The organism is Lentzea sp. JNUCC 0626 (genome assembly GCF_043632865.1).
Taxonomy (GTDB): domain Bacteria; phylum Actinomycetota; class Actinomycetes; order Mycobacteriales; family Pseudonocardiaceae; genus Lentzea.
The window spans coordinates 4,393,943-4,418,602 of record NZ_CP171635.1 but is presented as its reverse complement, the minus strand read 5'-3'; the positions used below and the strand labels follow the sequence as shown (position 1 = coordinate 4,418,602).

Below are 24,660 nucleotides of genomic sequence, written 5' to 3'. Positions count from 1 at the left end.
ATCGGACTTTCGGCCGATGTCGCATCGACCTGGTGGTCAGGGGTTTCCGGCAGCCCGGCACCGGTGAATGCGCTTGCCGCGGTGCACGGTAACGTCTTCGAGGTTTGGCCCTGGACGAAAGGGTTGACCTCAGCGGCCCAGTGCGGCGGCGTACGCGGAAAGGGATTCCCGGTCGGGATGTCCCGTCTTCGCGATGAGGGACGCCACGTGCTTTTCCACCGTGCGCGGCGAGATGTGCAGGCGCGTGCCGATCGCCTTGTTGCCCATTCGGTCAGCCAGCAGCACGAACACCTCGAACTCGCGCACCGTCACGCCGTGCCCGCGCAGCTGGGCCGGCACCGAGTCGGTGCCGCTGCGCCGTTGCTGCACCGGCACTCCGGCCTGCCGCAACAACCCCCGGCACGCCGACGCGACCGCGGGCACCGTCGCCTGGTGGAAGAACTCCTCGGCCGACCGCAGCCACGCCACCGGATCTCCCCACCCGGCCGCCGATCCCGCCACCAGCCGCAGCCCGAGGTGCCGGGCCAGCGGGTACGGCGCGGCGGCCTCCTGGGCGCGCTCGAACGCCTCCAGGGCCTCGTCGAACCGGCCGCAGCGGCCCAGCAGCACCGCGTGCGCGAGTTCGGTGAACTGACGGTTCCAGCGCATGGCGGACGCGGACGGCGCCGTCAGCGACGTGTACTCCGGCCAGTCGAACCGGCCGTCCAGCACGCCCAGCAGCACGCGCAGCCCGTGCGTGCCGGACAGGTGGAACGTCGTGGGGTGCTGCGACTCCAGGTCGAGCGCGCGGTCGAGTTCCGTCATCGCCAGGCCGTGGTTCTCCTCCAGCAACGCGCAGAACGCGCGGGCGAGACCGAAGCACAGCGGGTACTCCTGCGCGCCGCTCTTCGCCACGGTCTCGAACTCGCTGATGGCGTCGTCGGTCGCGGTCCGGTTGCCCTGGTGCGCGGCCAGCACGGCCTTCGTCATCAGCAGGTAGCGGGTCAGGGCGTGGAACCGCAGGCGCGTCGTCGTGCGCAGGCATCGGTCGATCTCCCCGGCGGCCACCGCGTAGTCACCGGTCAGCACCGACTGCAACGCGAGGATCGCGTCCACGTTGTGCGCCACCGTGATCGCGCCCACCCGGCACGCCTGCGCGTGTGTGCGGTCCAGTGCCGCCGTGCTGCCGTGCCGCAGCCAGTCGTTGCCCGCCAATCGAACCAGCGCGTAGACGTGCTGGATCGGCAGCTGGTGCTCGTCGGCCAGTGCGAGCGCCTTGCTGAAGCACGCGTTCGCCTCGTCGATGTCCTGCTCGCGCGCGATGATCCCGAGCAGCTGCCACGCCTCGCACGCGACCATCGGCAACCCGGCGCGGTCGGCCGCGAGCGCCGCCTGCCGGGCGAGGCCCGCCGCCGACGAGATCCGGTCCGCGCTCGGGATGTTCAGCGCCAGATAAGCGGAGTTGACGTCCAGCTGCGCGGCGAGCTCGTCCGGGGCATCCGGCCCGAGCAACGTCCGCGCGATCCGCACCTGTTCGACGCCCTCGGTGAACCAACCGGCGAGATAGGCCACCCTGGACAGTCGCGTGTGGAGCTTCGCGCGCAGAGTTCCTTGCAGGTCACTGACATCGAGGGCGAACGCGCGTTCGAAGTCGCCGGTGTCGGCCAGCGCGGGCAGCAACGTGTCGAGCACCTCGGCCCGCGCGCCGCACTCGGAGTGCAGCAGGTCCTGCGCGCGGTCGAGCAGCGCCACGGCCGACTCGGCGGCGCCGCCGGCCAGCGCGCGTCTACCCGCCTCCGCGAACAGAAGTCCCGCCTGCGTCTGGGAACCGGCGTCGAACCGCAGCTTCGCGACCAGCGGGCACCAGTCACCGGGCAGGCCGGGATGCAGGTCCTCGATCGAGTCCGCCGTGCGCGCCGAGAGGTCCACGCGTTCAGCCAGGGTCAGCTGCGCCAGCAACGCGTCGGCGGTCAGCGGATGCCGGAACGCGTACCAGTCCGGTGCGGGCTCGTCCGGCGTCACTAGCTGCGCGGCCACTCCGGCGTGCAGGTGGCTGAGCAATGCCCGGTCGTCCGTGCCGGTCACCTTCTGCACCACCGACAGCGGGAACCGGTGCCCCAGCACGGCCGCGATCGACAGCACCTCACGGCCCTGCGGCCCCAGCCGGTCCGTGCGGTGCGCGACGCTGCGCACGAACGCCGCCGGCACGGGGAGTTTCAACGAGCCCAGCACCTGCCAGCCGTGCGCGCCCGCGACCAGCAGGCCGCCGCTGACCATGCCGTGCAGCAGTTCCTCGATGACGAACGGGTTCCCGGCGCTGTCCGTCCACAGGCGATCGACCAGCTCGGCCGGCACCAGCTCGCTGTCCAGACAGGCGGAAGTCATCTGCCCGACCTCGTCCTGCGAGAGCCGGTGCAGCTCGACCAGCGAGCCGGACCCGCGCTGCACCATGCGATGCACGAGCTCCAGCGCGTTGCCGGGCTCGGTGCGGATCGTCGCCAGCAGCAGGACCGGCTGGTCCTCCAGATTGTCCGCGAGGTACTCGACCACGGCGAGCGTCTCCGCGTCGGCCTCGTGCAGGTCCTCCAGGACCAGCAGGCACGGCGTCTTGCGCGCCACCGACGCGAGCAGCCGCAGCACCGCCTCGGCGAGCACGACGACCGACTCGGTCGTGGACCTGTGGTCGTGCCAGTCGGGGATCAGCGTGCCCAGCACCGGTTTGTACGGCCCGAGCGCCGAGTCGTCCGGCGGATCGCCGCGGAACAGGCCCAGCAAGGCTTCCGCGATTGGACGAAACGGCACCATCGGGCCGATGGTCGTGCCGCGTCCTTTGAGCACCCGCATGCCCGCGTCGTACGCCTGGCCCGCAGCGTGGCGAGCCAGGCGTGACTTGCCGATGCCCGCCTCCCCGGTGAGGAAGACGGCGCCGCCACGCGACTCGCGCGTGGCGGCGAGTGCCCCCGTGACGGCCGTGACCTCACGATCACGGCCGACCACGTGGGGCGCTCGGGTCTGCATGTCTGGACCCTAACGTTCCCGGGACGGGATCCGTATCGGCTGCCCAGGCGTATTCGGGGTGAAACTTTCTTACTTGGCGCTCACCGTGGTGTCCGTCATGGCCGGGGTGAGCGCGACGAACGCGCTCATCGCCATCGTCACACCCATCAGCGCACGGGCACGCGCACCCGCGAACGTCTTGGGTGCGAGCTCCATCTCCCCGATCGCGTGCTCGGCCGGTTCGTGCTGGTCGGCGGTGCGGTGCAGGGACTCGTTCATCGGGATTGCTCCTCTTCTGGGGGTGAGTGGGGCAACAACACTGACGGGATCGGGAACCCTTGCCGCAGCAGGCCGTGACCGATGCCGGCCAGGCCTGTCAGCAGTCCGGGTGAGGGGACACCACCGGGTGTCGCGCAATGCGGGCCGTTTTCTTCCAACGTACCCAGCAGCAACGCCGTGCGGCGGGTCGCGGCGCTCGGGTGGTGCACGGCCAGCGCCTCGACCACGCCCAGCTCGCCGTGGCAAAGACTCATGTCCCGCAACGGTTCCCGGGACGCGAGCAGCCCGGCCAGGCGTTCGTCCTGACGCGCGAGGGCGACGCCGGCGAGGCCCGTGCACCAGCCGATGTCGGTCGGATCGAGGGCGTCGCACTCCAGGAAATCTCGAGCGGCCAGTTGAGACGGTTCGTCACGAACCGTTGCCGCGTAACGTTTCAACGCCCATCCGACACCCGCACGGCCGCGTGCGAAACCGCTTGCGGTGGTGAAGGACCTACGCAAAGTAGAGGCGTAGTGATCGGCGAGTTGGAGCGCTTCGGGCGTTCCGACGGCGAGCATGGCGGCCAGCGAACCCGCGACGCCGTCCACGACCGTGCACGACGAATCCTCTTTGGGCATCAGCCGCACCGCTCGCGTCAGCAGGTCCGGGTCGAGGCCGAGCAACGGCGTGAGGCGCGCGAGGCCGTAGGAGATGCCGCCCAGGCCGTGGATTCCGCCCCCCGCGGCCGTGACGAGTTCCGGTTCCGCCGCGAACACCTCCAGCAGCGCGGGCAGCGGCCGCAGCGCGTCGCGGGCGAAGTCGACGTACCGCGCGGCGCCGGTGAGCGCGCCCAGTTCGGCGAGGAACAACGCCACACCCGTGTAGCCGTTGGTGAGGCTCGCGCCGAGCGGCTGCACCGTCCAGTGCCGGTCGTCGACGAGTTCGAGGCCGAGCCAGTTGACCCGGTCCCTACCGGTGACGGCGTGCGCGAGGATCTGGTCCGCGATCCCGCACGCGGCGGACAGCAGCCGCGCCGGGTCGGGGTCGACGGGCGCGGCGTGCGCCGTGACCGGGACGCCGCTGTGGTGCGACACCGGCCGCGGCCGCGAGGCCAGCAACGCCGTGATCACCCACTGCTGGTCGTGCCGGTCGATCTCGCTCATCGCGAGGATCTTGCGGGTGACCGCGTGCAGCCCGGGCTCCGGCAGCATCCCCGGCAGCCGGAGCCCGGACGCGGTCCACAGGTCGGTCGAACCCGGCCTGCACGTGAACAGCGGCACGTCCCCGCGCCACAGATCGGACACCTCGAACGGCACCAGCCGGTCGAGCAGTGGATCGTCCACCACCAGCACGCCGAACGCCAGGTCGCGGTCGAGCGCGTCGGCGAGCACGGACGGATGCGTGGACTCGTCGAGCAGTCGCGCGTACTGCCGTGTCGCGCGCGCAATGAACCGTACTTCCTCGTTGGCGCACTTCCGGACGAGCCGCAACAACTCGTCCCTATGCGCGACTATCGCGTCGTAGGCCGTCTGGAACCCGGCCAGCAGCGAGTCCTGGTAGTCGGCGGGCTCGGCCGGTACGCCGTCGAGGAGTGGCCGGTTGGCCGCGCCGCTCGCCGTCTTGGGACGCCGGACCAGGCGCATCCGATCGGTGCCGGGGTCGGCCCAGTCGACGCCGTCGGTCGGTGACAGCACACCGCGATCGCCGCCGACTCCCGACACGTCCGCGATGCCGTTGTCGCCCAACAACACGTGCGGCAACAGAGCCGTGCGGTGCACAGAGTCGACCAACGCCCGTGCGGCCGGATCGGTGTCGGGCGTGAGCGTGGGGTGGAAGAGCGTTTCGACGTCCACGAGCACCGGCTGGTCACCACACGCGATGAGGTTCTCGTAGTGCATGTCCGTGCCGTCGACCGCGTAGAGCAACGCCAGCAGCGCGCCGAGCCGTTGGTAGAACTCGGCGACCCCGGCCACGTCCGCGCACGGCTCGTGCGGGATGTGTTCCAGCCAGCCGTAGCCGTCGCGGGGGAGCAGCTTCGGGGTCCGGAACGTGATTCCAGTCCGCGCGGAAAGCCAGTCGAGTTGGTCCTCGAACCGCGTGTGCAGCCCGACCGGCCGCGGCCGGTACACGAGCTTCGCGCCGGTCTCGAACGTCAGGATCGCCACGGTCCGGCCCTGCTGGTGCGCGTCGCCCTGCCCCGACTCGACGGACACCAGCGCGCCGGGGTCGAGCCCCGCGAAGATCGTGCGCACGATCCGCGCGCGGTCACGGGTGAACCGCGACGCCAGCTCGTGATGGGTCGACACGGCCTGCTCGCAGGCCTGCGCGAGGAGCCGCGCGAGCACCGGGTAGCGGGTGAAGATCGCCGACAGGCTCAGCGTGCGGGTGAACTCGGTGAACCGTTCCGCGCTGGTAGGACTCGTGAGCCCCGGTTTCGCGCGGTGCAGTTCGAGCACGAGCGTGCGCGCCGCGATGCCCACCAACCGCCTGCCGAGCTGCTCGGCGAACGCGGCGTCGAACGGCGGCGCGACCTCGGAGCGGGACGCGTCGATCAGCGGGCGCAGGGCGTGCGCGAAAGCCGCTGTCCAGCTTTCGCCGGTGCTGGTCTCGGCCGCGGAGGTCACCCGGCCAACCTCGCACGCGCGGGCGTGCGGCACATGGGGACCAACCCCCCAGATTCAGGTGGGCGAGGTGAATATGGGGGATCGCCACCCATGTATTGCCGCCCGATCGGCCCGAGACTCAATGTCGAGGGAGGGGAACGGGATGAGGGAGTTCGGAGAACTGCTGCGCACGCATCGCATCGGCGCGGGCCTCACCCAGCAGCAGCTGGCTGACTTCGCGATGGTGAGCGTGCGGGCGATCCGGGACCTGGAGTGCGGACGCACCCGCTCGCCCAGGGCGGAGACGGTGAGACTGCTCGCCGACGGCCTGAGGCTCGACGAGGGCAGCCGCGCGGACCTGCAGCAGGCGGGAGGACGGGCCGCGGGCCGCACCGCCGTGGCACCGCCCGCGCCGGCCGGGTCGTCCGGGGTGGTCGTGGGCCGTGAGGCGGAGACGGCGGCGCTGATGGCGCTGCTCACGGAGGGACGGCCAGGGGTGGGGGCTCCTGGCGGCCGGGACGTGAGCGGTGGCGCGGGCGGCGTTCGCGTTGCGGGCGGTGGTGCGGACGGGGTTCGGGGTGTGGCCGGGGTCGGTGGTGCGCGGGCCGGTGAGCGTGGCCAGGGCGACCTGCGGAACGTCGCCGGGGTCGTGTTCGGCGCGCCCTTCGACGTCTCGCGGCGGCTGATCACCATCACCGGCGTCAGCGGCGTGGGCAAGACCCGGCTCGCCCTGGAGGTCGCGGGCGAACTGCACTTCCGGCACGGCTGGTCCGTGCTGTGGCATCCCGCGCAGGCGACCCCGTCCGTCGACGACGAGCAGAACACCGTCCTCGTCACCGACCAGCGGCCCGACCCGCGCCTGCTGGAGGCGCACCCGCGACTCCGGATCGTCGTGACGGCCCTGGAACCCACCGGCCTGCCCGGCGAGCACCTGTTCCCGCTGGGCGCGCTCGGCGACGACGCCGCCGTCAAGCTGCTGCTCACGCACGTGCACCGGGTGCGGCCCGCGTTCCGGCCGGAACCCGCCAACCAGGCTGCCCTCACGGGACTGGTGCACGAGCTGGACGGCCTGCCGTCGGCACTGGAGTTCGCGGCCGGGTGGTTCATGGTCTACTCGCCGCAGCACCTGCTGGAACGCCTGCGGACCAACCCGCTCGACCCCACCTCGGCCCACCTGCGCGACTCGCTGCGCCGCTCGCTGTCCACTTTGGACGAAGACGGGCGCGCGCTGCTGGCGCGGCTGGCCGACGGGGAGGACGCCGGGCACAGCGGGCCCATGCGGGAGCTGTGCCTGCGAGGACTCGTCCGCCGTGCCGGGCCCCGATACGAGGTGCTGAACCTCGTCCGCGCGGCGGTGCGGGAACCGGTGTCAGGGCCGCACCTCACCGCAGGAGTGGCCCTGACCTGGCCCGTTTAGAAAGCAGCCGTGAGGCAGGCGAGGCGGTCACCGGCGGTGCCCGCCTTGCCGTGTTCGGTGCTGGAGTGCGTGGCGTGCACGATGACGGAGTTCGCCTCGCCCTTGCGGAACTCCCACTTCACGCTCGCCTTGCCGGTCGCGGCACCCGAGCCGTCGGTGGTGAAGTCGAGCCAGATCTCGTTCTCCGCGTTGGCGTACTTCGAGTCGACGCTCGGCGACACCGGGTCCTTCTCGTTCTGGTAGTGCGGGCCCGCGTCGGCTCCCTTGGCGCCGCACGGCTTGGTGTGCACGTGCGCGCCGTACTGGGTGTTCGGCAGCAGGCCGGAGACCGTCAGCTCGACGGCGGTCTGTCCATTCGTGACGGACGAGCCGGTGGAGAGCTTGGCGCCCAACGGGATGCGCGCCACGTCGTAGGTCACGCCGGTCGGCTGGTTCCCGGTCGCGGCGGGTGCGGCCACCGCCGTCTCGGCGATCGGCTTGATCGCTGGAGCCGTCTGGCCGGACGGCGCGGACGGGGGAGTGGCGGGTGACGAGCAGGCGGCCAGCCCGCCGATGAGCAGAACGGCACCCGCGAGGGTCGCCACAGACGTGCGCATGTCTCTCCTTGGTTCAACTGCGTTCCAGGTTCCCACCCCCTCCACGTCCACGATCGGGCGACTGGTTCAGATCAATTGAGACGAGGTCCGCGAACGCCTGCCGGTAGGCCGCGCACAGGTGGTAGCCGCCGTGAGTCTCCACTGTGTCCGGTGCTCCGTCGGTCTCACCGGCCCGGCGGTCGCGCGGGTTGTCGGCCCAGCCGTGCACCGGGAACCCGAGGTAGTCGGTGCGGCGCCACAGGTTGAGCCAGCTCGGCCCCAGCAACTCCGAGAGCCCGCCCTCCACCGACGCCCCGGGGGCGCGTCCCCACGGGTCGCACGAGAACATCGCGCCCGCCCGCACAGAAGGCACGCCGAGCACCGCCGGTCCCAGCAGTTCCGGGAAGATCCGCCCGAAGTAGGGCCGCAGCTGCACGCCGTACGTCAGCAGCTGCATCCGTCGCAAGTAGCCGCTGGGCAACGCGTACAGGGCCGCGACCGCGAGCACCGCGCCCAGGCTGTGCGCCGACAGCACGACCCGGTTGTCCGGCGACTCGTCCAGGAACTCCCGCGACCGATCGGCGATCTCCGGCACCGCGCGTTCCGCGTAGCAGGGCGGCGCGAACGGATGTGCCGTGCGCGGCAGGAAGCACATCAGGTCCCACACCAGCCCGAGCGGCCGCCGGTTCGTCAGCATCCCGGCCCCGACGAACGACCCGACCACCGCCACACCCGCGAGCCCGGTCACCCAGTCGCCCTTGCCGACCACCCACGCGACGCCCCACCACGACGCCCACGACGGCGCGGCGAACGTCAGATAGGTCGTCAGCAGCAAGGAAAGCACGCCCAGCACGGACAACGCGCCCGCCACGTTCTCGGCCCGGTGCGTCACCGCCACCACGTGCCGCACCCGCACGACCAAAGCGTCGGCCTCGCCGTCCAGCACCGCGGGCGTGATCAGCCGTGACAGCAACACAAAGGCCTGCGCCAGCACCAGCAAGACCAACGGCACCAACGCACACGCGAAAGCGGCGGAGAACCACGAGTAGAACGACGGCACGACCAGCCCGGTGCCCACCCAACCCCGGAAAGTCAACACCAGCACCGAGGACAGCATCACCGACGACAACAACGACAACCCCAGCAGCACACCGGGCCCGGCCCCGCGCCACGCCTGCCACTCGTCCCCGGCCCGCGGCCGTGCCCGCCACACCAACGCCCCGCCGAACACCAGGGCACCGACCCAGGCCGGCGAAACCCAGTACGTGGCAACCATGAACGCCACGAACAACACCAGCAGCACCAACGGCCCCTTGGCGTCGTTGCGCCGCCACGACCACGCCGCCATCACCGACCCGAGCAACGCCACGACGACCACCGGCGGTCCCCACGACGTGAGCCACAGCGGTCCGGTGAACACCGGCTCGGCCAGGTACAACCCGAACCCGTGTGCCACCAGCACGACCACGGCCGCGACCATCAGCAGCCACGACCACAGCCCGCCCTTCTCGCGGGTCGGCACGTCCGGGCAGTCGGCCGTCGTCACCACGACCCGCGCCATCACGATCGCGAGCACTCCACCGGCCAGCACGCTCATCACCAGGAAGAACCCGTGCTGCCACAACGAGGTGCCGGTCACCAGCACCACCACGCAGCACCCGGCCGAGATGTGCAGCCGCGACAGCCGCCGGATCCGCGGACTGCCCTCCCACATCGACCTGCGACTCAGCATCACGCCGTCCCGCCGCTCCGGCTCCATCCGCGCCGGCGCCGACTCGTACCTGCTGCGCGACAACGACGTCAGTGCCAGCAACCCGAGCAACAGCAACACCGGCACGGCGGACGCGGCCAGCACCCGGACGTGCGGCGCGGGATCTCCGAGCACGTCCAGGAACTCCGGCACCCGCTTGCACGTGACGCCCGGCAGCGAGCACTGGATCGCGAAGACGTCGATGGCCACCTCGCACACGGCGAGCACCAGCAACACCGTCAGCCCCAGCCCGAACAGCCGCGTCGACGCCGCCCCGCGCCCCGCGTTCCACCACGCCATCCGGCGCGCCCCGGTGTACGAGCCGTCGGGGAGTTTCCGGGACCAGTAAGCGACGTTGGCCAGCCCGAACGGCAGCAGCAACGCCCATCCCACGCGCCCCAGCGCGTTCGCGAGCACCGACGGCACCCCGCTGCCCGGCACTCCAGGGGTGCTGCGCGCCATGCCACCCCACGAGTACGCCTCGCGCCGCACGTCTGCGGGCACCTGACCGGCGTGATCCGGTGGCAGCTCGGCGAGTTTGTCCGGTTTCGGCCGCCAAAAGCTGCCGAACCGGTCCCCGCGGAACTGTTCCACGGCATGATCGGGAAGGCCCAGCATCGCGTCCGGGGGTGTGTTGTTGACCCCGTGGATGCGCAGTTCCAAGGACCGGTCGCTCAGGGATGTCACTGTGCCTCCCCTTTACTCCAGTTGTCGTCCCGAAAACTGCTCCAGTTAGCGGCCGAACGGGTGAAAAAGGTGTATCCAGAAGCCCTTCGAAGCCTCTACTGAGCAAGGAGGCCCCACCATGACCGCAACCGCTCACCCGAACGTCGCAAACTCCGTCGGCCTGGCCGAGTTCCTCGCCACCGCGGGCACGCTCACGCTGGCGCAGCGCAAGCTCATCGTCGACCAGGCGCTGGTCCTGCTGGAGCAGAACTACGCGCACCTGCCTCTGAAAGTCGCGATGCACGCCGTGAATCCCGTGCAGAGACTCAGAGTGCTCAGAGCCAGACTCGAACGGCAGACCGACGCGACGGCCGAGCCCGAGTGGCAGTTCCACCGCGAGCTGTCGAGCACCTTCCACTCGGTGCGCGACCTGCACACGAACTACCTGCTGCCCGCGCCGTTCGCGGGCAAGATCGCCTTCCTGCCGTTCCAGTTGGAGCGCTGCTTCGCCGCCGACGGCACCGAGCAGTACGTCATCGCCCGCACGGTCGCGGGGTTCGACGGGCTCGCGGTCGGCGCCGAGGTGACGCACTGGAACGGCACGCCGATCGCGCGGGCGGTCGCGTTGAACGGCTCGATCTTCGCGGGCAGCAACACGGCGGCGAACCTCGCCCGCGGCCTGGAGTCGCTCACGTTGCGCCCCTTGGTGATCCAGCTGCCGCCGGACGAGGACTGGGTCGTCGTCAGCTACCGCACCGAGGCCGGTGCGGCGGAGGAGATCCGGGTCGACTGGCAGGTCACCGAGAACCTGCCGCCGATGACGGACGTCGACTCGCTCAGCCCGGCGGCGGCCGCGCAGGGCGTCGACCTCGACTCCGACGAGAAGGCCCGCGCGAAGAAGTTGTTGCACGCGCCCAAGGTCGTGCAGGCGGAGGCCGCCGGGGGAGCGGTCGCGATGGCCGCGCAGGACGTGCCGACGACGATGCCCGGCGTGTTCCGCGCCCGTCCCGTCGTGACGCCGTCCGGCACGTTCGGGCACCTGCGGATCTTCACGTTCAGCGTCGACGACCCGGACGCGTTCCTCGCGGAGTTCGTCCGCCTCGCGTCCTTGTTGCCGCAGAACGGACTCATCGTCGACGTGCGCGACAACGGCGGCGGCCACATCTTCGCGTCGGAGTTCCTGCTCCAGACGATGACGCCGCGCCCGATCCAGCCGGAACCCGTGCAGTTCCTCAGCACGCCGCTGAACCTGCGCATCTGCCGCCGTCACGCGGAGGACCCGACCGGCCAGATCGACCTCGGCCCGTGGTTCCCGTCCCTCGACAGCTCAACGGAAACGGGCCAGGCGTTCTCCTGCTCGCACACCATCACGCCGATCGAGGGCGCGAACGCGGTGGGCCAGACCTACCACGGCCCGGTCGTGCTGATCACGGACGCGCGCTGCTACTCGGCCACCGACATCTTCGCCGCGGGCTGGGCCGACCACGAACTGGGCCCGATCCTCGGCGTGGACGACAACACCGGCGCGGGCGGCGCGAACGTGTGGACGCACGGGCTTCTCATGACCCTGCTGCGGATCCCGGCGCCCGTCGACGCCGAGTCGCCGTACAAACCGTTGCCCAACAAGGCGAACATGCGCGTGTCGATCCGCCGCACGTTGCGCGTCGGCAAGCTCGCCGGCACGCCGGTGGAGGACCTGGGCGTGCGCCCGACCCACCAGCACAAGGTGACGCGCACAGACCTGTTGGAGGGCAACAAGGATCTGCTCGCCCGCGCGGGCGAGCTGTTGGGAGAGCTGCCGGTGCGGCGGCTCGGCGTGGCGGTCGCGGGTACGACCGTCTCCCTGGACACCGTGAACCTCGACCGGGTGGACGTCTACGTCGACGGCCGCCCGATGACCTCGCTGGACGTGACCGACGGCGCGCACACCGCGACGTTGGCCGCGACCGGGCAGGAGGTGCGCGTCGAGGGCTTCGCGGACGGACGGCTGGTGGCCGCGCGCAAGGTCGCCAGCTGACCGAGCGGGCGCTTCCGGTAGCTTCCACGACCGGAAGCGCCCGCTCTCTCACCGACTACTTGGTGAAGGTGTAGGCGCGGTCGGAGGCCACGGCGGCCACCTGCGCCTTCGAGTCCTGCGCCCAGCTCTGCGCCCAGACGACCTCACCGTTGCGGCGGTAGTTCCACGCGATGGTGATGCCGTGCACGGTGTCCTCGGTGAACACCGTCAGACCACCCCGGCCGTCGCGGACCTTGCCGGTGCAGGCGTTGCGCTCGCACAGCTGCTCCGGCGACGACTGGAAGAAGCCCGGCGCGTTGACCTGCACGAACACCTGGGTCTCCACACCCTTGCGGGTGTAGTAGCCGTTGCTGGTCAGATACTGCTGCCCGTCGCTGATGGAGCCGGGCGACTCGCCACCCCACGGCGAGAGCGTGACGTTCGAGGAGCGGAAGATCCTCGGGTAGGTCTCCTGCTGACGTGCGATGAACCCGGCCGCCTGCTTCTCCAGCTCCGCCTTGGTCTTGACGACCGGCGTGACGTCCTTCGGCGGCCACGTGAGCTCGTCCGACGCGGACGCCGTCCCCGCGAGCCCGATCAACGCGAGGCCCGTCAGGGCAGCCGCCATCACCTTGCGCATGCGCATTGTTGAATCCCCCTGGTGAGTACTTGCTTGCAGAGAGTGAGACGCCGCAAGATCACCCAAGGTTGCCAACGATCTACAACCAACCCCGCCGCATCGCCTGCACCCCGGCCTGGAACCGCGTCTGCGCCCCGCACCGGTCCATCAGCTGCCGCACCCGCCGCTGCACGGTCCGCGGCGCCAGCCCGAGCTGCCGCGCGATCGACTCGTCGGTCAGGCCCGCCGCCAGCAACCCCAGCAGGTTCGGGTCCACGTCGGCCGCCGCCGCGTAGATCCCGCCGGGACTGAACGGGATTCCCTTGTCCCAGTACAGCTCGAACGTCGACCGCAGCACGTCGAGCAACGCCGACGGCCGGATCAGCAGCACCTTGTCGACCACGTCGCCGTTCACCACCGGCAGCACGGCGGCGTGCGTGTCGATCACGGCCAGCTTGAACGGCAGGGTCGGCGTGACGCGCGCGCGTTCGCCGGCCGCGACCAGTTCGATGATCTCCGTGACGCGGCCGGGGAGGTCGACGGCCGAGCGGTCGTAGACCACGCGCCACTGCACGTCGCGGGACCGCGTCTCGTCCTCCAGCGCCACGTGCTGGCCCAGCGGCGTCACGTAGGGCGGTTGGTCCAGGACGCAGACCTCCTCGCGGGCGCCGCGCAGCAACGTGTGCCACAGCTCGCGGACCGCGCCCACGCCGGAGATCACCTCGACGAACGCGTTGTCCGCCAGTTCCTCGTCGCGGTTGCGCAGGTACAGCTCCATCATCGGGCCGACGTCGGCGCGCGCCCGGCGATGAGCCTCGTCCCGCGCCGCGATCAGCGCCTCGACGGCGAGGTCGGGCGCCACGGCCTGCCAGACGTCGCCGGGCAGGTGCCGCACGAGCCCGAGCTCCCGCATCTGCTCCAGCACGACGGAGGAAACGCCGATTTCTTCCGTCGTGCGGCTTCCGCCCGTTACCAGAAGCTCGTAAACGGTGGTCAGCTCCGGCGGAACGCCCAGGTGTCCGAACACGGCCATATTGTGCGCCATTCAGCGCAGTACCCCTGTCGTGAACACGCCAGTGTCGTTTATCGGACTCGGCTAGACCTGTTTTCGCAGGTGTGACGCGACTTACGGTCCCTCCACCTCCGCAGCCGGTTCAGAACACTGACGCCCTCAACGGCACGCGAAGGCCCTGCGTGGAAGGACCTCACGTGAACGGATTGCGACGCACGAGTGTGTGCGCCGCGGCAGTTTCCGCCGCCGTGCTCAGCGTTGTCGCCCCATCGGCGACCGCTGCCCCCGCCCAGATCCAGTCCCAACCGGACTCGACCCAGGTGAACCGTCCCTTCGAGCGGCTGATCGTCGGCTACAAGCCGGGCACCGCCGAGGCTTCGTCCGACTCCGCTGCCACGGACGACGCCCGCAAGAAGGGCAAGTCCGTGCACCGCCGCATGTCGAGCGGCGCGGTCGTCGTCGATCTCGGATCGAAGACCACGAACGCGGACAACACGATCCAGGCGTTCAAGAACGACCCGAAGGTCGCCTACGTCGAGCCGGACCTGCTGATGCAGCCGTTCGCCGACCCGAACGACACCGAGTACTCCCGGCAGTGGGACCTGTTCGAGGCCACCGCGGGCATGAACGTGCCCGGCGCGTGGTCCAGCTCCACCGGTGCGGGCGTGACCGTCGCGGTCATCGACACCGGCTACGTCGCGCACAGCGATCTGGCATCCAAAGTCGTCGCGGGGTACGACTTTGTTTCCGACTCGGCTCGTGCACGCGACAACAACGGCCGTGACTCCAACCCGGCCGACGAGGGCGACTGGACCGCGCGCGGTGAGTGCGGCACGGACGCCAACGGCCAGCCGGTGCCGCCGTCCGACCAGGGTTCGTCCTGGCACGGCACGCACGTCGCGGGCACCATCGCCGCGGCCACCAACAACGGCAAGGGCATCGCGGGCATCGCCTACGACGCCAAGATCCAGCCGTTGCGCGTGCTCGCCAAGTGCGGTGGCGCCACCTCGGACATCGCCGACGCGATCACCTGGGCGTCCGGCGGAACGGTGAGCGGCGTGCCCGCGAACCAGAACGTCGCCAAGGTCATCAACATGTCGCTGGGCGGTCAGTCCTCCTGCTCCACGACCTACCAGAACGCGATCAACGGCGCCATCAACCGCGGCACCACGGTCGTCGTCGCGGCGGGCAACTCGAACGCCAACGTCGCCAACTTCACCCCGGCCAACTGCAGCGGTGTCATCACCGTCGCGGCGACCGGCCGTGAGGGCAACAAGGCGTTCTACTCGAACTTCGGCACCCGCATCGACGTCGCCGCCCCCGGTGGCGAGACCCGTCGCGGCACCGACACCCCCGGCACCATCACCACGCCGGAGAACGGCATCTGGTCCACGCTGAACGCGGGCACCACCACCCCCGGTGCCGAGAACTACAAGCCCTACCAGGGCACCTCGATGGCGGCCCCGCACATCGCGGGCCTCGCGGCGCTGCTCGTCGCCAAGAAGCCCTCGCTGACGCCGGCCCAGATCAAGGACCTGATCAAGACGAACTCCCGTCCGCTGCCGGGCACCTGCTCCGGTGGGTGTGGCGCGGGCCTCGCGGACGCGGCCAAGACCGTCGCCGCCGTCGACACCACGCCGCCGCCCTCCGGTGGCCTGGAGAACACGACCGACGTGGCCATCCCGGACCGCGGCGCGGCCGTGACGTCGTCGATCACCTCGACGCTGACCGGCAACGCCTCCTCCGCCACCAAGGTCGGCGTGGACATCGTCCACACCTACCGCGGTGACCTCGTGATCGACCTGATCGCGCCGGACGGCACCGCCTACCGGCTGAAGAACTCGTCCTCTTCGGACAGTGCCGACAACGTGGTGGCGACCTACACGGTCAACGCCTCGTCCGAGGTCGCGGCGGGCACGTGGAAGCTGCGGGTCCAGGACGTGTACTCCGGTGACACCGGGTACATCAACTCCTGGAACCTGACCCTGCGATAGCTCCACGAGTTCGCCGAGGGGCGGCGCCTTCCCTGCGGGGGCGCCGCCCTTTCACGTCCGGACCTTCCTGTGGTTGCGCTGCACGATCCGTTCGAGATAACCCGCCACCTCGCGGATCGACGGCAGGCCGAGCACGTGCCGTTGCGCGCGCCGCACCCCGGCCCGGATGTCGGCGCTGTGCAACGCGTGTTCGCACGCCCTGGCGACCGCCGAGGCCTGGAAGTCCTGAACCCTGACACCGAGTTTGAGGTCGTTGACGCGATGAGCGTTGTGCATCTGGTCGTGCAGCACCGGCAGGACCGCGATCGGCACGCCCGCCCGCATGGCCTCGCGGACCGAGCCGTACCCGCCGTGCGACACCAGCAGATCCGCGCCCTGCAACAGCAACGCCTGGGGCAGCTCCTCCACCAGATGAACGTTCGGCGCCGCCGACTCGACCGGCAGTCCGCCCGTCAGCACCACCGCCTCGCAATCCACAGTGGACAAGCCCTGCGTCAGCGCCTCCAGGTGCGCGAGCGGCGAGCGTTCCAGGGCCTGGACGGGCAACGCGTCGAAGTCGAACAGCCCCAGCGCCGTCTCGGACTCGAACACCCCGCCCGAAGTGCAGGTCGAGGCCACCACCAGCGGCCGCGCCGGGTCGAGGTCGGCGAGCCACTGCGGCAGCCGTTCGCCGGGGCTGCGCTGGGCGGGTTGCTGGAACGCGAACGCGGGCGGCATCGGCTGGCGGGCGAACGAGTAGCCCGGCGGCACCGAGTCGAGCCGCCCGTACCGGTGCGCCGAGTCGAGGGACTCGTGCAGCGGCTGCCGCAGTTCCGCGCGGCGTTCGTTCAGAGCGTTCAGCAACGTCATGCGGTCCACGTACTGCCCGACCCCCGTCGGCGCCGTCACGTGCGGGATGCCCAGTCGTTCGGCGACGAGCAGCCCCGCGAACTCGATGCCCTCCCGCAGCACCAGGTGCGGCCGGAACTCCGCGGCCACCGGCAGCAACGCCTCGACGGCCGCCGCGATGTGCGGGCCCGCCGCCAGCTCGACGATCATCTCGTCGGAGAACGGGTCGTAGTCCGGCGGCAGCGTCAGGACCTCGCCCTGCAACAGGTCGGCGAGTTGGTCGGCGACGTCGGGGAAGACGGGGGCGACGCTCACCGGCTCGTCGGCGAAGCCCCGCAACACCGACCCCGGGCCCGCCACCAGAACCTCGTGACCGAGCGAGGAGAGCATGGCGGTGAGGGGCAGCGCGGTCCGGGCGTGGGCGGCCGAGAACGCGACAGTGCACAGCACGCGCACGATTTCCTCCTCGTGCCTCTGTGCGTCCCAAGTTTCGTATCCACCCTAAGAAACCACGGGCGCGCGGGGGAATGGCGCAGTTCCACCGCCGGGTAACGTCGAAGCCATGGCCACATTGGTGACGTTCCACGCCCACCCCGACGACGAGTGCATCGTGACGGGCGGCGTGATGCGCAAGGCGCACGACGAGGGGCACCGGGTCGTGCTCGTCGTCGCGACCCGCGGCGAGGCCGGGGAGGTGCCGGACGACCTGGCCGAGGGCGAGGAGCTGTGGCAGCGCCGCGTCGTGGAGACGCACGCGTCAGCGGACCTGCTGGGCGTCGCGCGCGTGGAGTTCCTGGGCTACCGCGACTCCGGGATGATGGGCGACGAGCTCAACGACCAGCCCGGTTCGTTCTGGACCGCGGACGTCGAGGAAGCGGCCCAGAAGCTCGCGGCGATCCTGCGCGAGGAAGACGCGCGGGTGCTCACCACGTACGACAGCTTCGGCGGCTACGGCCACCCGGACCACATCCAGGTGCACCGCGTCGGCATGCGCGCGGCGGAGATCGCCGGCACCCCCGTCGTCTACCAGGCGATAGTGCGGGAGTCGAAGTTCCGCGAGGCGTTCCGGATGGGCGGCATCGGGGAACCGCCGCCGCTCGGCGACGGCGCGGTGCCGGAGTCGGAGATCAACGTCGGCGTCGACGTCACCGAGTACCTGGGGCTCAAGCGGAAGGCGATGCGCGCGCACGCCTCGCAGATCACCGAGGAGTCGTTCTTCCTGGCGCTCGACGAACCCACGTTCGCGCACGCGTTCGGCACCGAGACGTTCATCCGCGCCGGCCACGGTCCGGCTACTTCCCTGGACCTGTAGACCCTGTGGACGCGGAAGAGGGGACGGTCCACTTCGGACCGTCCCCTCTTCTTTCGTTCAGCTACTTCACGCGCTGCGGCGGCGGCGCAGGAACAGCAGGGTGCCGGCACCGGCGCCCACCAGGCCGAGGCCCGAGAGCAGCAGCCACATCGGGGACGCGCCGGTCGCCGCGAGGGGCGGTTCCGGAGCGCTGCCACCGGGGGCGACCTCGGTGGTGGTGGTCGTCGGCGGGACCTCGGAGGACGAGGGCACCTCCGGAGACGTGGCGGGCGGCGTCGTGGTGGTCGTCGTCGGCTTCGTCGTCGTGGTCGGCGGCGTCTTCACGCACGCCTCAGTCGTGCGGCTCGCCGTGAAGCTCCACTTCTTCTCGAAGTTCGGGTCGTCGTACGCGGTGACCTTGACCTCGTAGGTGTGCTTGGCGCTGCCGTCTTCTTCGTACTTCTTCTCGTCGAGCTTGCCCTTGAAGGAGATCTTCGGCTGTGCCTTGCCGTCGATCGTGACCTCGAGGAAGTTGTCCTTCTCGCGGCCGTAGTCCTTCAGCGACACCGTGAACCAGGACTTCCCGGTCTTCTCGTCACAACCCTTGTTCAGGGTGGGCGTGTGCGCCTGCGCCGTGCCCGTCAGCGCCAACGTTGTCAGCGCCGCGGTGACCGTCACCGCGAACGCGCCCAGAACTCTCCTTGCCAACGAATCTCTCCTGCTCTGCATTGATGCGTGGCGGATCGAGCGATCATTCATGATCTGAATCACCCGACTGGGTGAACCGCGTCACGCTAACAACACAGAGAGGTCAGAAGGTCACCGTATGACAACGCCTTGGTGTCACCACGGATAGATCCTCATGTTTTCTGTTAGGCCGATCGTGCCCGCGACCAACCGCATCTGCTCCACTCCGCGTACGTCCGCGTCCAGCAAACGGGGGGAGCAGATCATCACCGCGAGCACCTGCGCACGCGACAACGCCACGTTCAATCTGTTGCGTGACAAAAGAAAGTCCAGGCCACGCGGCAGGTCCACGGTGGACGACGACGTCATGGACATGATGACGGCCGGTGCCTCCTGTCCCTGGAACCGGTCCACGGTGCCCACGCGAGTTTCGCTGAACCCCGCATCAGCCAGCCGCCGCCGGATCACGCGCACCTGCAGGTTGTACGGCGCCACAACGAGAACGTCCGCATCGGTCAGTTCGCGCGTTTTGCCGTTGTCCGTCCACGTGCGACCCACGATCTGGCGCACCGTGTCCACCACGGCGTCGGCTTCCTCGGGGGACGACGTGATGTTGTGGCGATGATCCACCTCGCGCAGGTAGATCCCGGGCTCGACGCCGGAGATCGACCTGTTGGCCGCCGATTCGTGCGAATGGAGCAGTCCGGCATAAGAAAGTTCGGACACGGGCCGGCACACCGCCGGGTGCATTCGCCGGGTCTCCGCCAGGAAATAGCCCAGATGCGGCGGAATCACGTCGGCGTCGCCGAGCAAATGGCCCAGCGCCGACGCGTCCGACCCCGGCGGGTGCACGCCCTGCACGACCTGGGGGAGTTGCTGGGGATCGCCCAGCAACACGAGGTTGCGTGCCGCCGTGGCCACCGCCACCGCGTCCGCGAGTGCGAATTGCCCGGCCTCGTCGATGATCATCACGTCGAACGGCTGCGCCTTGATGACGTTGTTGGAGAACGTCCACGCCGTGCCTCCGACGAGGTGACCCTGCGGGTGCTCCTCCCGCCACCGCGCCAGTGCGCCGTTGTCCTTGGGCTGGTCCCACGCCAGCCCCTCCTCCGGCTTCTTCTCCTTGGACCGCTTGGCCATCGGCACGTCCGGGTCGACGCTCGACAGCACGTTCTCCACGGCCTTGTGCGAGGTGGACGTGACCGCGACCGTCTTGCCCTGGTCGATGAGGTGCCGGATGAGCTTGGTGGCGAGGTAGGTCTTGCCCGCGCCGGGCGGCCCCTGCACGGCGAGAGTCCCGCCGTCGAGCTGGTCGACGGCCTTGATCACCGCCTGCACCACGTCGTCGTGCTGCGGCAACGGCTGCGCGGGCGGCGTGCGCAGCATCAGGTCGATACCGGGGTTGCGCGGTAGCAACGGCAGGATCTGCACCGCCTGCTCGGCCAGTTCCGCGACGGCCTCGTCCTTGGGCGACGCGGGCACCGGACTCCCCGGCAGCACCGCGATCGGCACGTCCCCGTGCTCGACGGCGTTGCTCTCGGTCAGCACCAGCTCGTACGGGTTGTCGTCGGACACCGCGGCGTTCCGCGTGACGTTGCCGGGGTAGAGCAGCCGGACCTGTTCCCCCGCCCCGAACGGGTGTGGCCGCTCAGGATCGATCCGCGCGTGCACCTGCCGCTTGTGCGTCCGGATCCGCCCCGACGGCGGCACCCAGTCCTCCGCCCGCACCGTGATCGGCACCGCGCAGTTGGAATCGGTCTCCAGGTCGGAGATCGGCGCCAGCGCCTGCCGGAAGAAGTCACCCCACGCCGGACTGGCCTCCCGCCGGTGATATCCGACGGTCGCCGCGAACAACGCGTGCCCCTCGGCCAGCAACGGCTCGGTCAACGCCGCCATCCGCCGGGCCCGCTCGGCGGCCTTCTCGAGCGCCGCCTCGTCCCGTTCCTCCCGCACCGCGGTCTCGATCTCGCGCTCGACCTTGACGCGGTGCAACAGATCCCGCAGCCCGCGAGTCGGGTTCTCGTCGTCCACCAACGGTTTCAGCGCGGGCAACGTGTACTCCCGCGTGGACACCCGCAACACCCGCCGCGTCAACGCCCCGAGGTCGACCGTCCGCCGCACGAGTTCGTCCACTTCGGACTCCAGCGTGGCGCTCCTGGCGGCCCGCCCGGCCAGGTCGTGCGGCGTGAAGTGGTAGACCGTGCCCTCCGGCGTGCGCGCCACGAACTCCGCGAACGTGCCTTCCCAGCCCGGCGTGCGGAACGTGTCGCCGTCGACCTCCAGGAACACGTCGTCCTCGGCCGGTTCCGGCAGGTTCGCCAACGCCTCGGGCGCCACCACCTCGTACCGGATGACGCCGGTGCGTTCCTGCTCCACTTGAAGCCGGGCCTGCGCGGTCAGCGCCGTGAACGACGCCGGCGACAGCGTGGCAGGCCGCTCCTCGGTCGCCGCAAGCGCGTCGATGGTGTCAATGCCGACCGAAACCAGCTTCCGCCGCTGATCCGCCCGCAACCCGGCCACCAGCGACAGGTCCCGCGCCTCCTCACGACCAGAAGCGCAATGACGGGCGAACCGACACCCCACGCACGCCGCCCGCACGTCACCCCACGACCGCGTCGGCGCAGGTCCGGGCTTCGCGAGCCGCATCCGCAACCGCGCCACCAACGGCAGGAAGTCGGCCACCCGGAACGTGCTGCGCCGCCCGTCCACGACCAGGTGCGCCCGCTCGGCCCCCAGCGCCTCCGCCGCCGTCACCAGCGACAACACCGCCAGGGGAGTGGCGTCCGCGGCCTCGTCGCACGGCTCGTACCCGTCGGCCGTGCGCACGAGGGTCTGGGCGGAGCAGTGGAACACGCCGTCGAAGAACACGGCGTTCTCGATCAGATCGGCCCCGGACCGCATCGACGCCGCGGTGCGTTCGGCGGCCCTGGCCAGCTCGGCGGGATCACCTCGCCGCTCGTCCCGCGCCAGGTAGCTGCGGTGTTCGCACTCGAGCAGGTCGACGAGATCGGACGGGCTGGCGAGCATGGGACGTGATGCTAGTCAGCCACACCGACAGTCCTGGGAACCCAGGCCCCGGCGAGCCGGTGACTAGACGTTCGCCTCCACCAGGTGCAGCAAGGCCTCGTGCCGCGTGTTCGGGTAGTCGTGCGGCCGGAACGGACGCGTCTGCGCCCGCACCAAAGCCGCCGCAGCCGCCAGCTCACCGGTCCGCACCTCGGTGTCGCGGTGCAGGAACGCGAAGTGCGGCTCCCGCACCTCGTCCGGCCACAACAACGTGTGCAGCACGAGCACCCCGGCCTGGGGCCGCAACGCCGCCAAAGTCTCCTTGCCCCGCAAGGCGAACTTCACGATGGCAGCGGCCTTCGTACGCTCCAGGGTCTCCCGCAGCAGCACGTACGAGCGCACAGCCAGGTCGTCCGGCTCCACGTAGTAGCTGCGATGCAACGCGACCGGGTCCACGTCGGTCTGCGGCGCGAACTGCTGCACGTCGATCACGCCGTCCTCCGGCGCCGGCAGGTCGCCCGGGTCGATCTGCACGATGCGGCCGTCGTCGAGTTCGTAGCCGCGGCCGATGTCCTCCGGGGTCAGCCGGAGCGAGCATTCACCGCACACCTGTTGATGGCGCACGCGGCCGCTGTCCTCGCGGTGCACGAGGTGCACCTTGCTGCGGTGCTCGGTGGCCGCCGAGACCAGCCGCACCGTCATGGTCGTCATCCCGAACCGGAGTGCTCCCCGCCACACAGTTCTCATGACAAATGACTACTCGAACAGATGTTCTAGTAGTCATAAGGCCAGCTCAAAGCCCTCGGAAGGACGCGTCCGAAAGGTGTCTCGGACGCGTGTATCCGACAAAAGTCACCTCAAAGGCCTACCAGGGCGAAGGCGCGTAGTCCTTCAAGAAGCACCCGTAGAGGTCCTCGCCCGCCTCGCCGCGCACGATCGGGTCGTACACCCGAGCCGCGCCGTCGACCAGGTCCAACGGGGCGTGGAAGCCCTCCTCGGCCAGCCGCAGCTTCATCGGGTGCGGGCGCTCGTCGGTGATCCAGCCCGTGTCGACGGCGGTCATCAGGATGCCGTCCGCCTGCAGCATCTCCTCGGCGCTGGTGCGCGTCAACATGTTCAGCGCGGCCTTGGCCATGTTGGTGTGCGGGTGCCCGGAACCCTTGTAGGCGCGCGAGAACTGGCCCTCCATCGCCGACACGTTCACCACGTACTTGCGCCGGTACGACGACTTCGCCATCGACGCGCGCAGCCGCGAGATCAGCAGGAACGGCGCCGTCGAGTTGCAGAGCTGGACTTCCAGCAGCTCCACCGGGTCGACCTCGTCGACGTTCTGGATCCACGAGTTGGTGTGAGCGGTGTCCGGCACGAGGCCACCGGCGTCGATGTCCTTCGAGCCCGCCATCAACGCCAGGGTCGTCACCGAGTGCGCCTCGGGCACGGCGGTGCCCGGCAGCGCGAGCTGGCCGTGGCCGCCGAACGAGATCAGCTCGGGGCGCCGAGCGTCGCCGGTCAGCTCGGAGTGCTCGGCGTGCGCGAGAGGCGCGTAGGCGTTGGCGGACCGGCGCACGGTCTGCGCGGCGTTGTTGATCAGGACGTCCAAAGGCCCGCGCGACGCGACCTCGTCGGCCAGCGCGAGGACCTGGGACGGGTCGCGCAGGTCGATGCCCACGATCTTGAGGCGGTCGATCCACTCGTCGGCGTCCGGCATCGTGGCGAAGCGGCGGGCCGCGTCCTTCGGGAAGCGGGTGGTGATCGTGGTGTGCGCGCCGTCACGCAGCAGGCGCAGCGCGATGTACATGCCGATCTTGGCGCGGCCGCCGGTCAGCAGGGCGTTGCGGCCGGTCAGGTCGGTGCGGGCGTCGCGCTTGCCGTGGTTGAACGCGGCGCAGTCCGGGCAGAGGTTGTGGTAGAAGGCGTCCACCTCGACGAACCTCTTGCGGCACGTGTAGCAGGAACGCGCGCGCAGCAACGTGCCGGCCGTGGCGCCGGACGCCGTCGACACGAGGGGCAGGCCCTGCGTCTCGTCGTCGATGCGGTCGGGCGAGCCGGTGGCGGTGAGCGCGGTCACGGCGCGGTCGTTGGCCACGATGGCGGCCTTGCGCTCGGACTTCCGGAACTTCTTCGCGGCCTTGAAGATCTTCGCGGTGGCCCGGCGGACGCGCACGGCGTCGTCGTGTTCCGCCGGCAGGTCCTCGACCTGGGCAAGCACGCGCAGGCAGACTTCCAGCTCTGCGGGGTCGATCGAGGTCATGAACAGGCATTTTACGGGAGTTGGGGGGTGGTCCGGTGACCGGGCCGGAGGTGCTGGTGCTGTGGGACATCGACAACACGCTGATCTCGGCGCGCGGATTCGGCGGGCTGATGTACAGCCACGCCTTCCACAGCGCGTTCGGCAGGCCGCTCGAAGGGCCCGTCGACCTCGGCGGGCGCACCGAGCGGGACGTGATCGAGGAGATCCTGCGGCAGCACGACATCGACACCACGGCCGAAGCGCGCGAGCTGCTCAGCAACGCCCTCAGCACGTCGTTCGAGCACCGCCGCACCGAACTGCCGGACCACGGCGAGGTGCTGCCCGGGGCGCTCAAGGCGCTCGAGCACTTCGCGGACGACCCGCGCGTGCACCAGGCCGTGCTGACCGCGAACCTCGCCAGCGTCGCGCTGGTCAAGCTGGAGGAGTTCGGCCTCGCGCACCTCGTCGACTGGGACGTCAGCGCGTTCGGCGACGACCACCTGGACCGCGCCGACCTCGTCGCGGTCGCCCGCGAACGCGCCGGGCACATCCGCCGGTTCGCGGACCACGAGATCGTCATCATCGGCGACACCCCGCACGACGTGCGCGCGGCGACGAAGGCGGGGGTGCGGCTCATCGCCGTCGCCACCGGCCGCAGTTCGAGACAGGATCTCCACCGAGCTGGAGCCCAGATCGTGATCGACGACCTGAGCGACCTCGAACTGCTGATCAGGAGCGTGCACACCGGCTGA

General features: G+C 70.3%; 17 protein-coding genes. 5 read left to right on the top strand and 12 right to left on the bottom strand.

Annotated features, from left to right (window positions below):
- Window positions 1-129: 129 nt before the first annotated feature.
- The 3 genes from JNUCC0626_RS19110 to JNUCC0626_RS19100 form a co-directional block, all read right to left on the bottom strand.
- Window positions 130-2,997, bottom strand: a complete 2,868-nt coding sequence (locus tag JNUCC0626_RS19110) for a helix-turn-helix transcriptional regulator (RefSeq protein ID WP_394621121.1) — start codon at window positions 2,995-2,997, stop codon at window positions 130-132.
- A 69-nt stretch (window positions 2,998-3,066) separates the two neighbouring features.
- On the bottom strand, window positions 3,067-3,255 hold the full coding sequence (locus JNUCC0626_RS19105) for a hypothetical protein (RefSeq protein ID WP_394621120.1): 189 nt from the start codon (window positions 3,253-3,255) through the stop codon (window positions 3,067-3,069).
- Window positions 3,252-5,858 (bottom strand): type 2 lanthipeptide synthetase LanM family protein, encoded by a 2,607-nt coding sequence (locus tag JNUCC0626_RS19100; RefSeq protein ID WP_394621119.1) that lies wholly within the window; start codon window positions 5,856-5,858, stop codon window positions 3,252-3,254. The genes JNUCC0626_RS19105 and JNUCC0626_RS19100 overlap by 4 nt, the downstream gene beginning before the upstream one ends.
- Before the next feature lie 142 nt (window positions 5,859-6,000).
- Between JNUCC0626_RS19100 and JNUCC0626_RS19095 the strand changes: the two genes are divergently transcribed.
- Entirely contained in the window at window positions 6,001-7,254 is a 1,254-nt protein-coding gene (locus tag JNUCC0626_RS19095; RefSeq protein ID WP_394621118.1) for a helix-turn-helix domain-containing protein, read from the top strand.
- Here the strand turns inward: JNUCC0626_RS19095 and JNUCC0626_RS19090 are convergent.
- Both JNUCC0626_RS19090 and JNUCC0626_RS19085 read right to left on the bottom strand, forming a co-directional pair.
- On the bottom strand, window positions 7,251-7,850 hold the full coding sequence (locus tag JNUCC0626_RS19090) for a superoxide dismutase family protein (RefSeq protein WP_394621117.1): 600 nt from the start codon (window positions 7,848-7,850) through the stop codon (window positions 7,251-7,253). The two genes, JNUCC0626_RS19095 and JNUCC0626_RS19090, sit on opposite strands and share 4 nt — an antisense overlap.
- A 13-nt stretch (window positions 7,851-7,863) precedes the next feature.
- Entirely contained in the window at window positions 7,864-10,266 is a 2,403-nt protein-coding gene (locus JNUCC0626_RS19085; RefSeq protein WP_394621116.1) for a hypothetical protein, read from the bottom strand.
- Between the two features lie 118 nt (window positions 10,267-10,384).
- On the opposite strand from JNUCC0626_RS19085, the gene JNUCC0626_RS19080 reads away from it, so the two are divergent.
- Entirely contained in the window at window positions 10,385-12,262 is a 1,878-nt protein-coding gene (locus tag JNUCC0626_RS19080) for a S41 family peptidase (RefSeq protein ID WP_394621115.1), read from the top strand.
- Between the two features lie 55 nt (window positions 12,263-12,317).
- Here JNUCC0626_RS19080 and JNUCC0626_RS19075 read toward each other — a convergent pair whose 3' ends face one another.
- Window positions 12,318-12,887 (bottom strand): hypothetical protein, encoded by a 570-nt coding sequence (locus tag JNUCC0626_RS19075; RefSeq protein WP_394621114.1) that lies wholly within the window; start codon window positions 12,885-12,887, stop codon window positions 12,318-12,320.
- A 73-nt stretch (window positions 12,888-12,960) separates the two neighbouring features.
- Window positions 12,961-13,887, bottom strand: coding sequence for a LuxR C-terminal-related transcriptional regulator (locus tag JNUCC0626_RS19070; RefSeq protein WP_394621113.1), 927 nt, complete (start codon window positions 13,885-13,887; stop codon window positions 12,961-12,963).
- A 182-nt stretch (window positions 13,888-14,069) separates the two neighbouring features.
- On the opposite strand from JNUCC0626_RS19070, the gene JNUCC0626_RS19065 reads away from it, so the two are divergent.
- Window positions 14,070-15,866 (top strand): S8 family peptidase, encoded by a 1,797-nt coding sequence (locus JNUCC0626_RS19065; RefSeq protein WP_394621112.1) that lies wholly within the window; start codon window positions 14,070-14,072, stop codon window positions 15,864-15,866.
- Window positions 15,867-15,917: 51 nt separating this feature from the next.
- On the opposite strand, the gene JNUCC0626_RS19060 is transcribed toward JNUCC0626_RS19065, so the two are convergent.
- Window positions 15,918-17,150, bottom strand: coding sequence for a glycosyltransferase (locus tag JNUCC0626_RS19060; protein ID WP_394621111.1), 1,233 nt, complete (start codon window positions 17,148-17,150; stop codon window positions 15,918-15,920).
- A 106-nt stretch (window positions 17,151-17,256) separates the two neighbouring features.
- Between JNUCC0626_RS19060 and JNUCC0626_RS19055 the strand changes: the two genes are divergently transcribed.
- Window positions 17,257-18,006, top strand: coding sequence for a PIG-L family deacetylase (locus tag JNUCC0626_RS19055; RefSeq protein ID WP_394621110.1), 750 nt, complete (start codon window positions 17,257-17,259; stop codon window positions 18,004-18,006).
- A gap of 66 nt (window positions 18,007-18,072) precedes the next feature.
- On the opposite strand, the gene JNUCC0626_RS19050 is transcribed toward JNUCC0626_RS19055, so the two are convergent.
- The 4 genes from JNUCC0626_RS19050 to JNUCC0626_RS19035 all read right to left on the bottom strand — a co-directional run bounded on the left by JNUCC0626_RS19050 (window position 18,073) and on the right by JNUCC0626_RS19035 (window position 23,929).
- On the bottom strand, window positions 18,073-18,693 hold the full coding sequence (locus JNUCC0626_RS19050) for an LPXTG cell wall anchor domain-containing protein (RefSeq protein WP_394621109.1): 621 nt from the start codon (window positions 18,691-18,693) through the stop codon (window positions 18,073-18,075).
- Between the two features lie 135 nt (window positions 18,694-18,828).
- Window positions 18,829-21,699, bottom strand: a complete 2,871-nt coding sequence (locus JNUCC0626_RS19045) for a bifunctional RecB family nuclease/DEAD/DEAH box helicase (protein WP_394621108.1) — start codon at window positions 21,697-21,699, stop codon at window positions 18,829-18,831.
- A 63-nt stretch (window positions 21,700-21,762) separates the two neighbouring features.
- The gene (locus tag JNUCC0626_RS19040; RefSeq protein ID WP_394621107.1) at window positions 21,763-22,425 is read right to left on the bottom strand and encodes a Ku protein; all 663 of its coding nucleotides are present in this window, start codon (window positions 22,423-22,425) and stop codon (window positions 21,763-21,765) included.
- 118 nt (window positions 22,426-22,543) lie between these two features.
- Window positions 22,544-23,929 carry an SDR family NAD(P)-dependent oxidoreductase gene (locus tag JNUCC0626_RS19035; protein ID WP_394621106.1) on the bottom strand — a complete coding sequence of 462 codons (1,386 nt, stop codon included), beginning with the start codon at window positions 23,927-23,929 and terminating at the stop codon, window positions 22,544-22,546.
- A gap of 35 nt (window positions 23,930-23,964) precedes the next feature.
- On the opposite strand from JNUCC0626_RS19035, the gene JNUCC0626_RS19030 reads away from it, so the two are divergent.
- Entirely contained in the window at window positions 23,965-24,660 is a 696-nt protein-coding gene (locus JNUCC0626_RS19030) for an HAD family hydrolase (RefSeq protein WP_394621105.1), read from the top strand.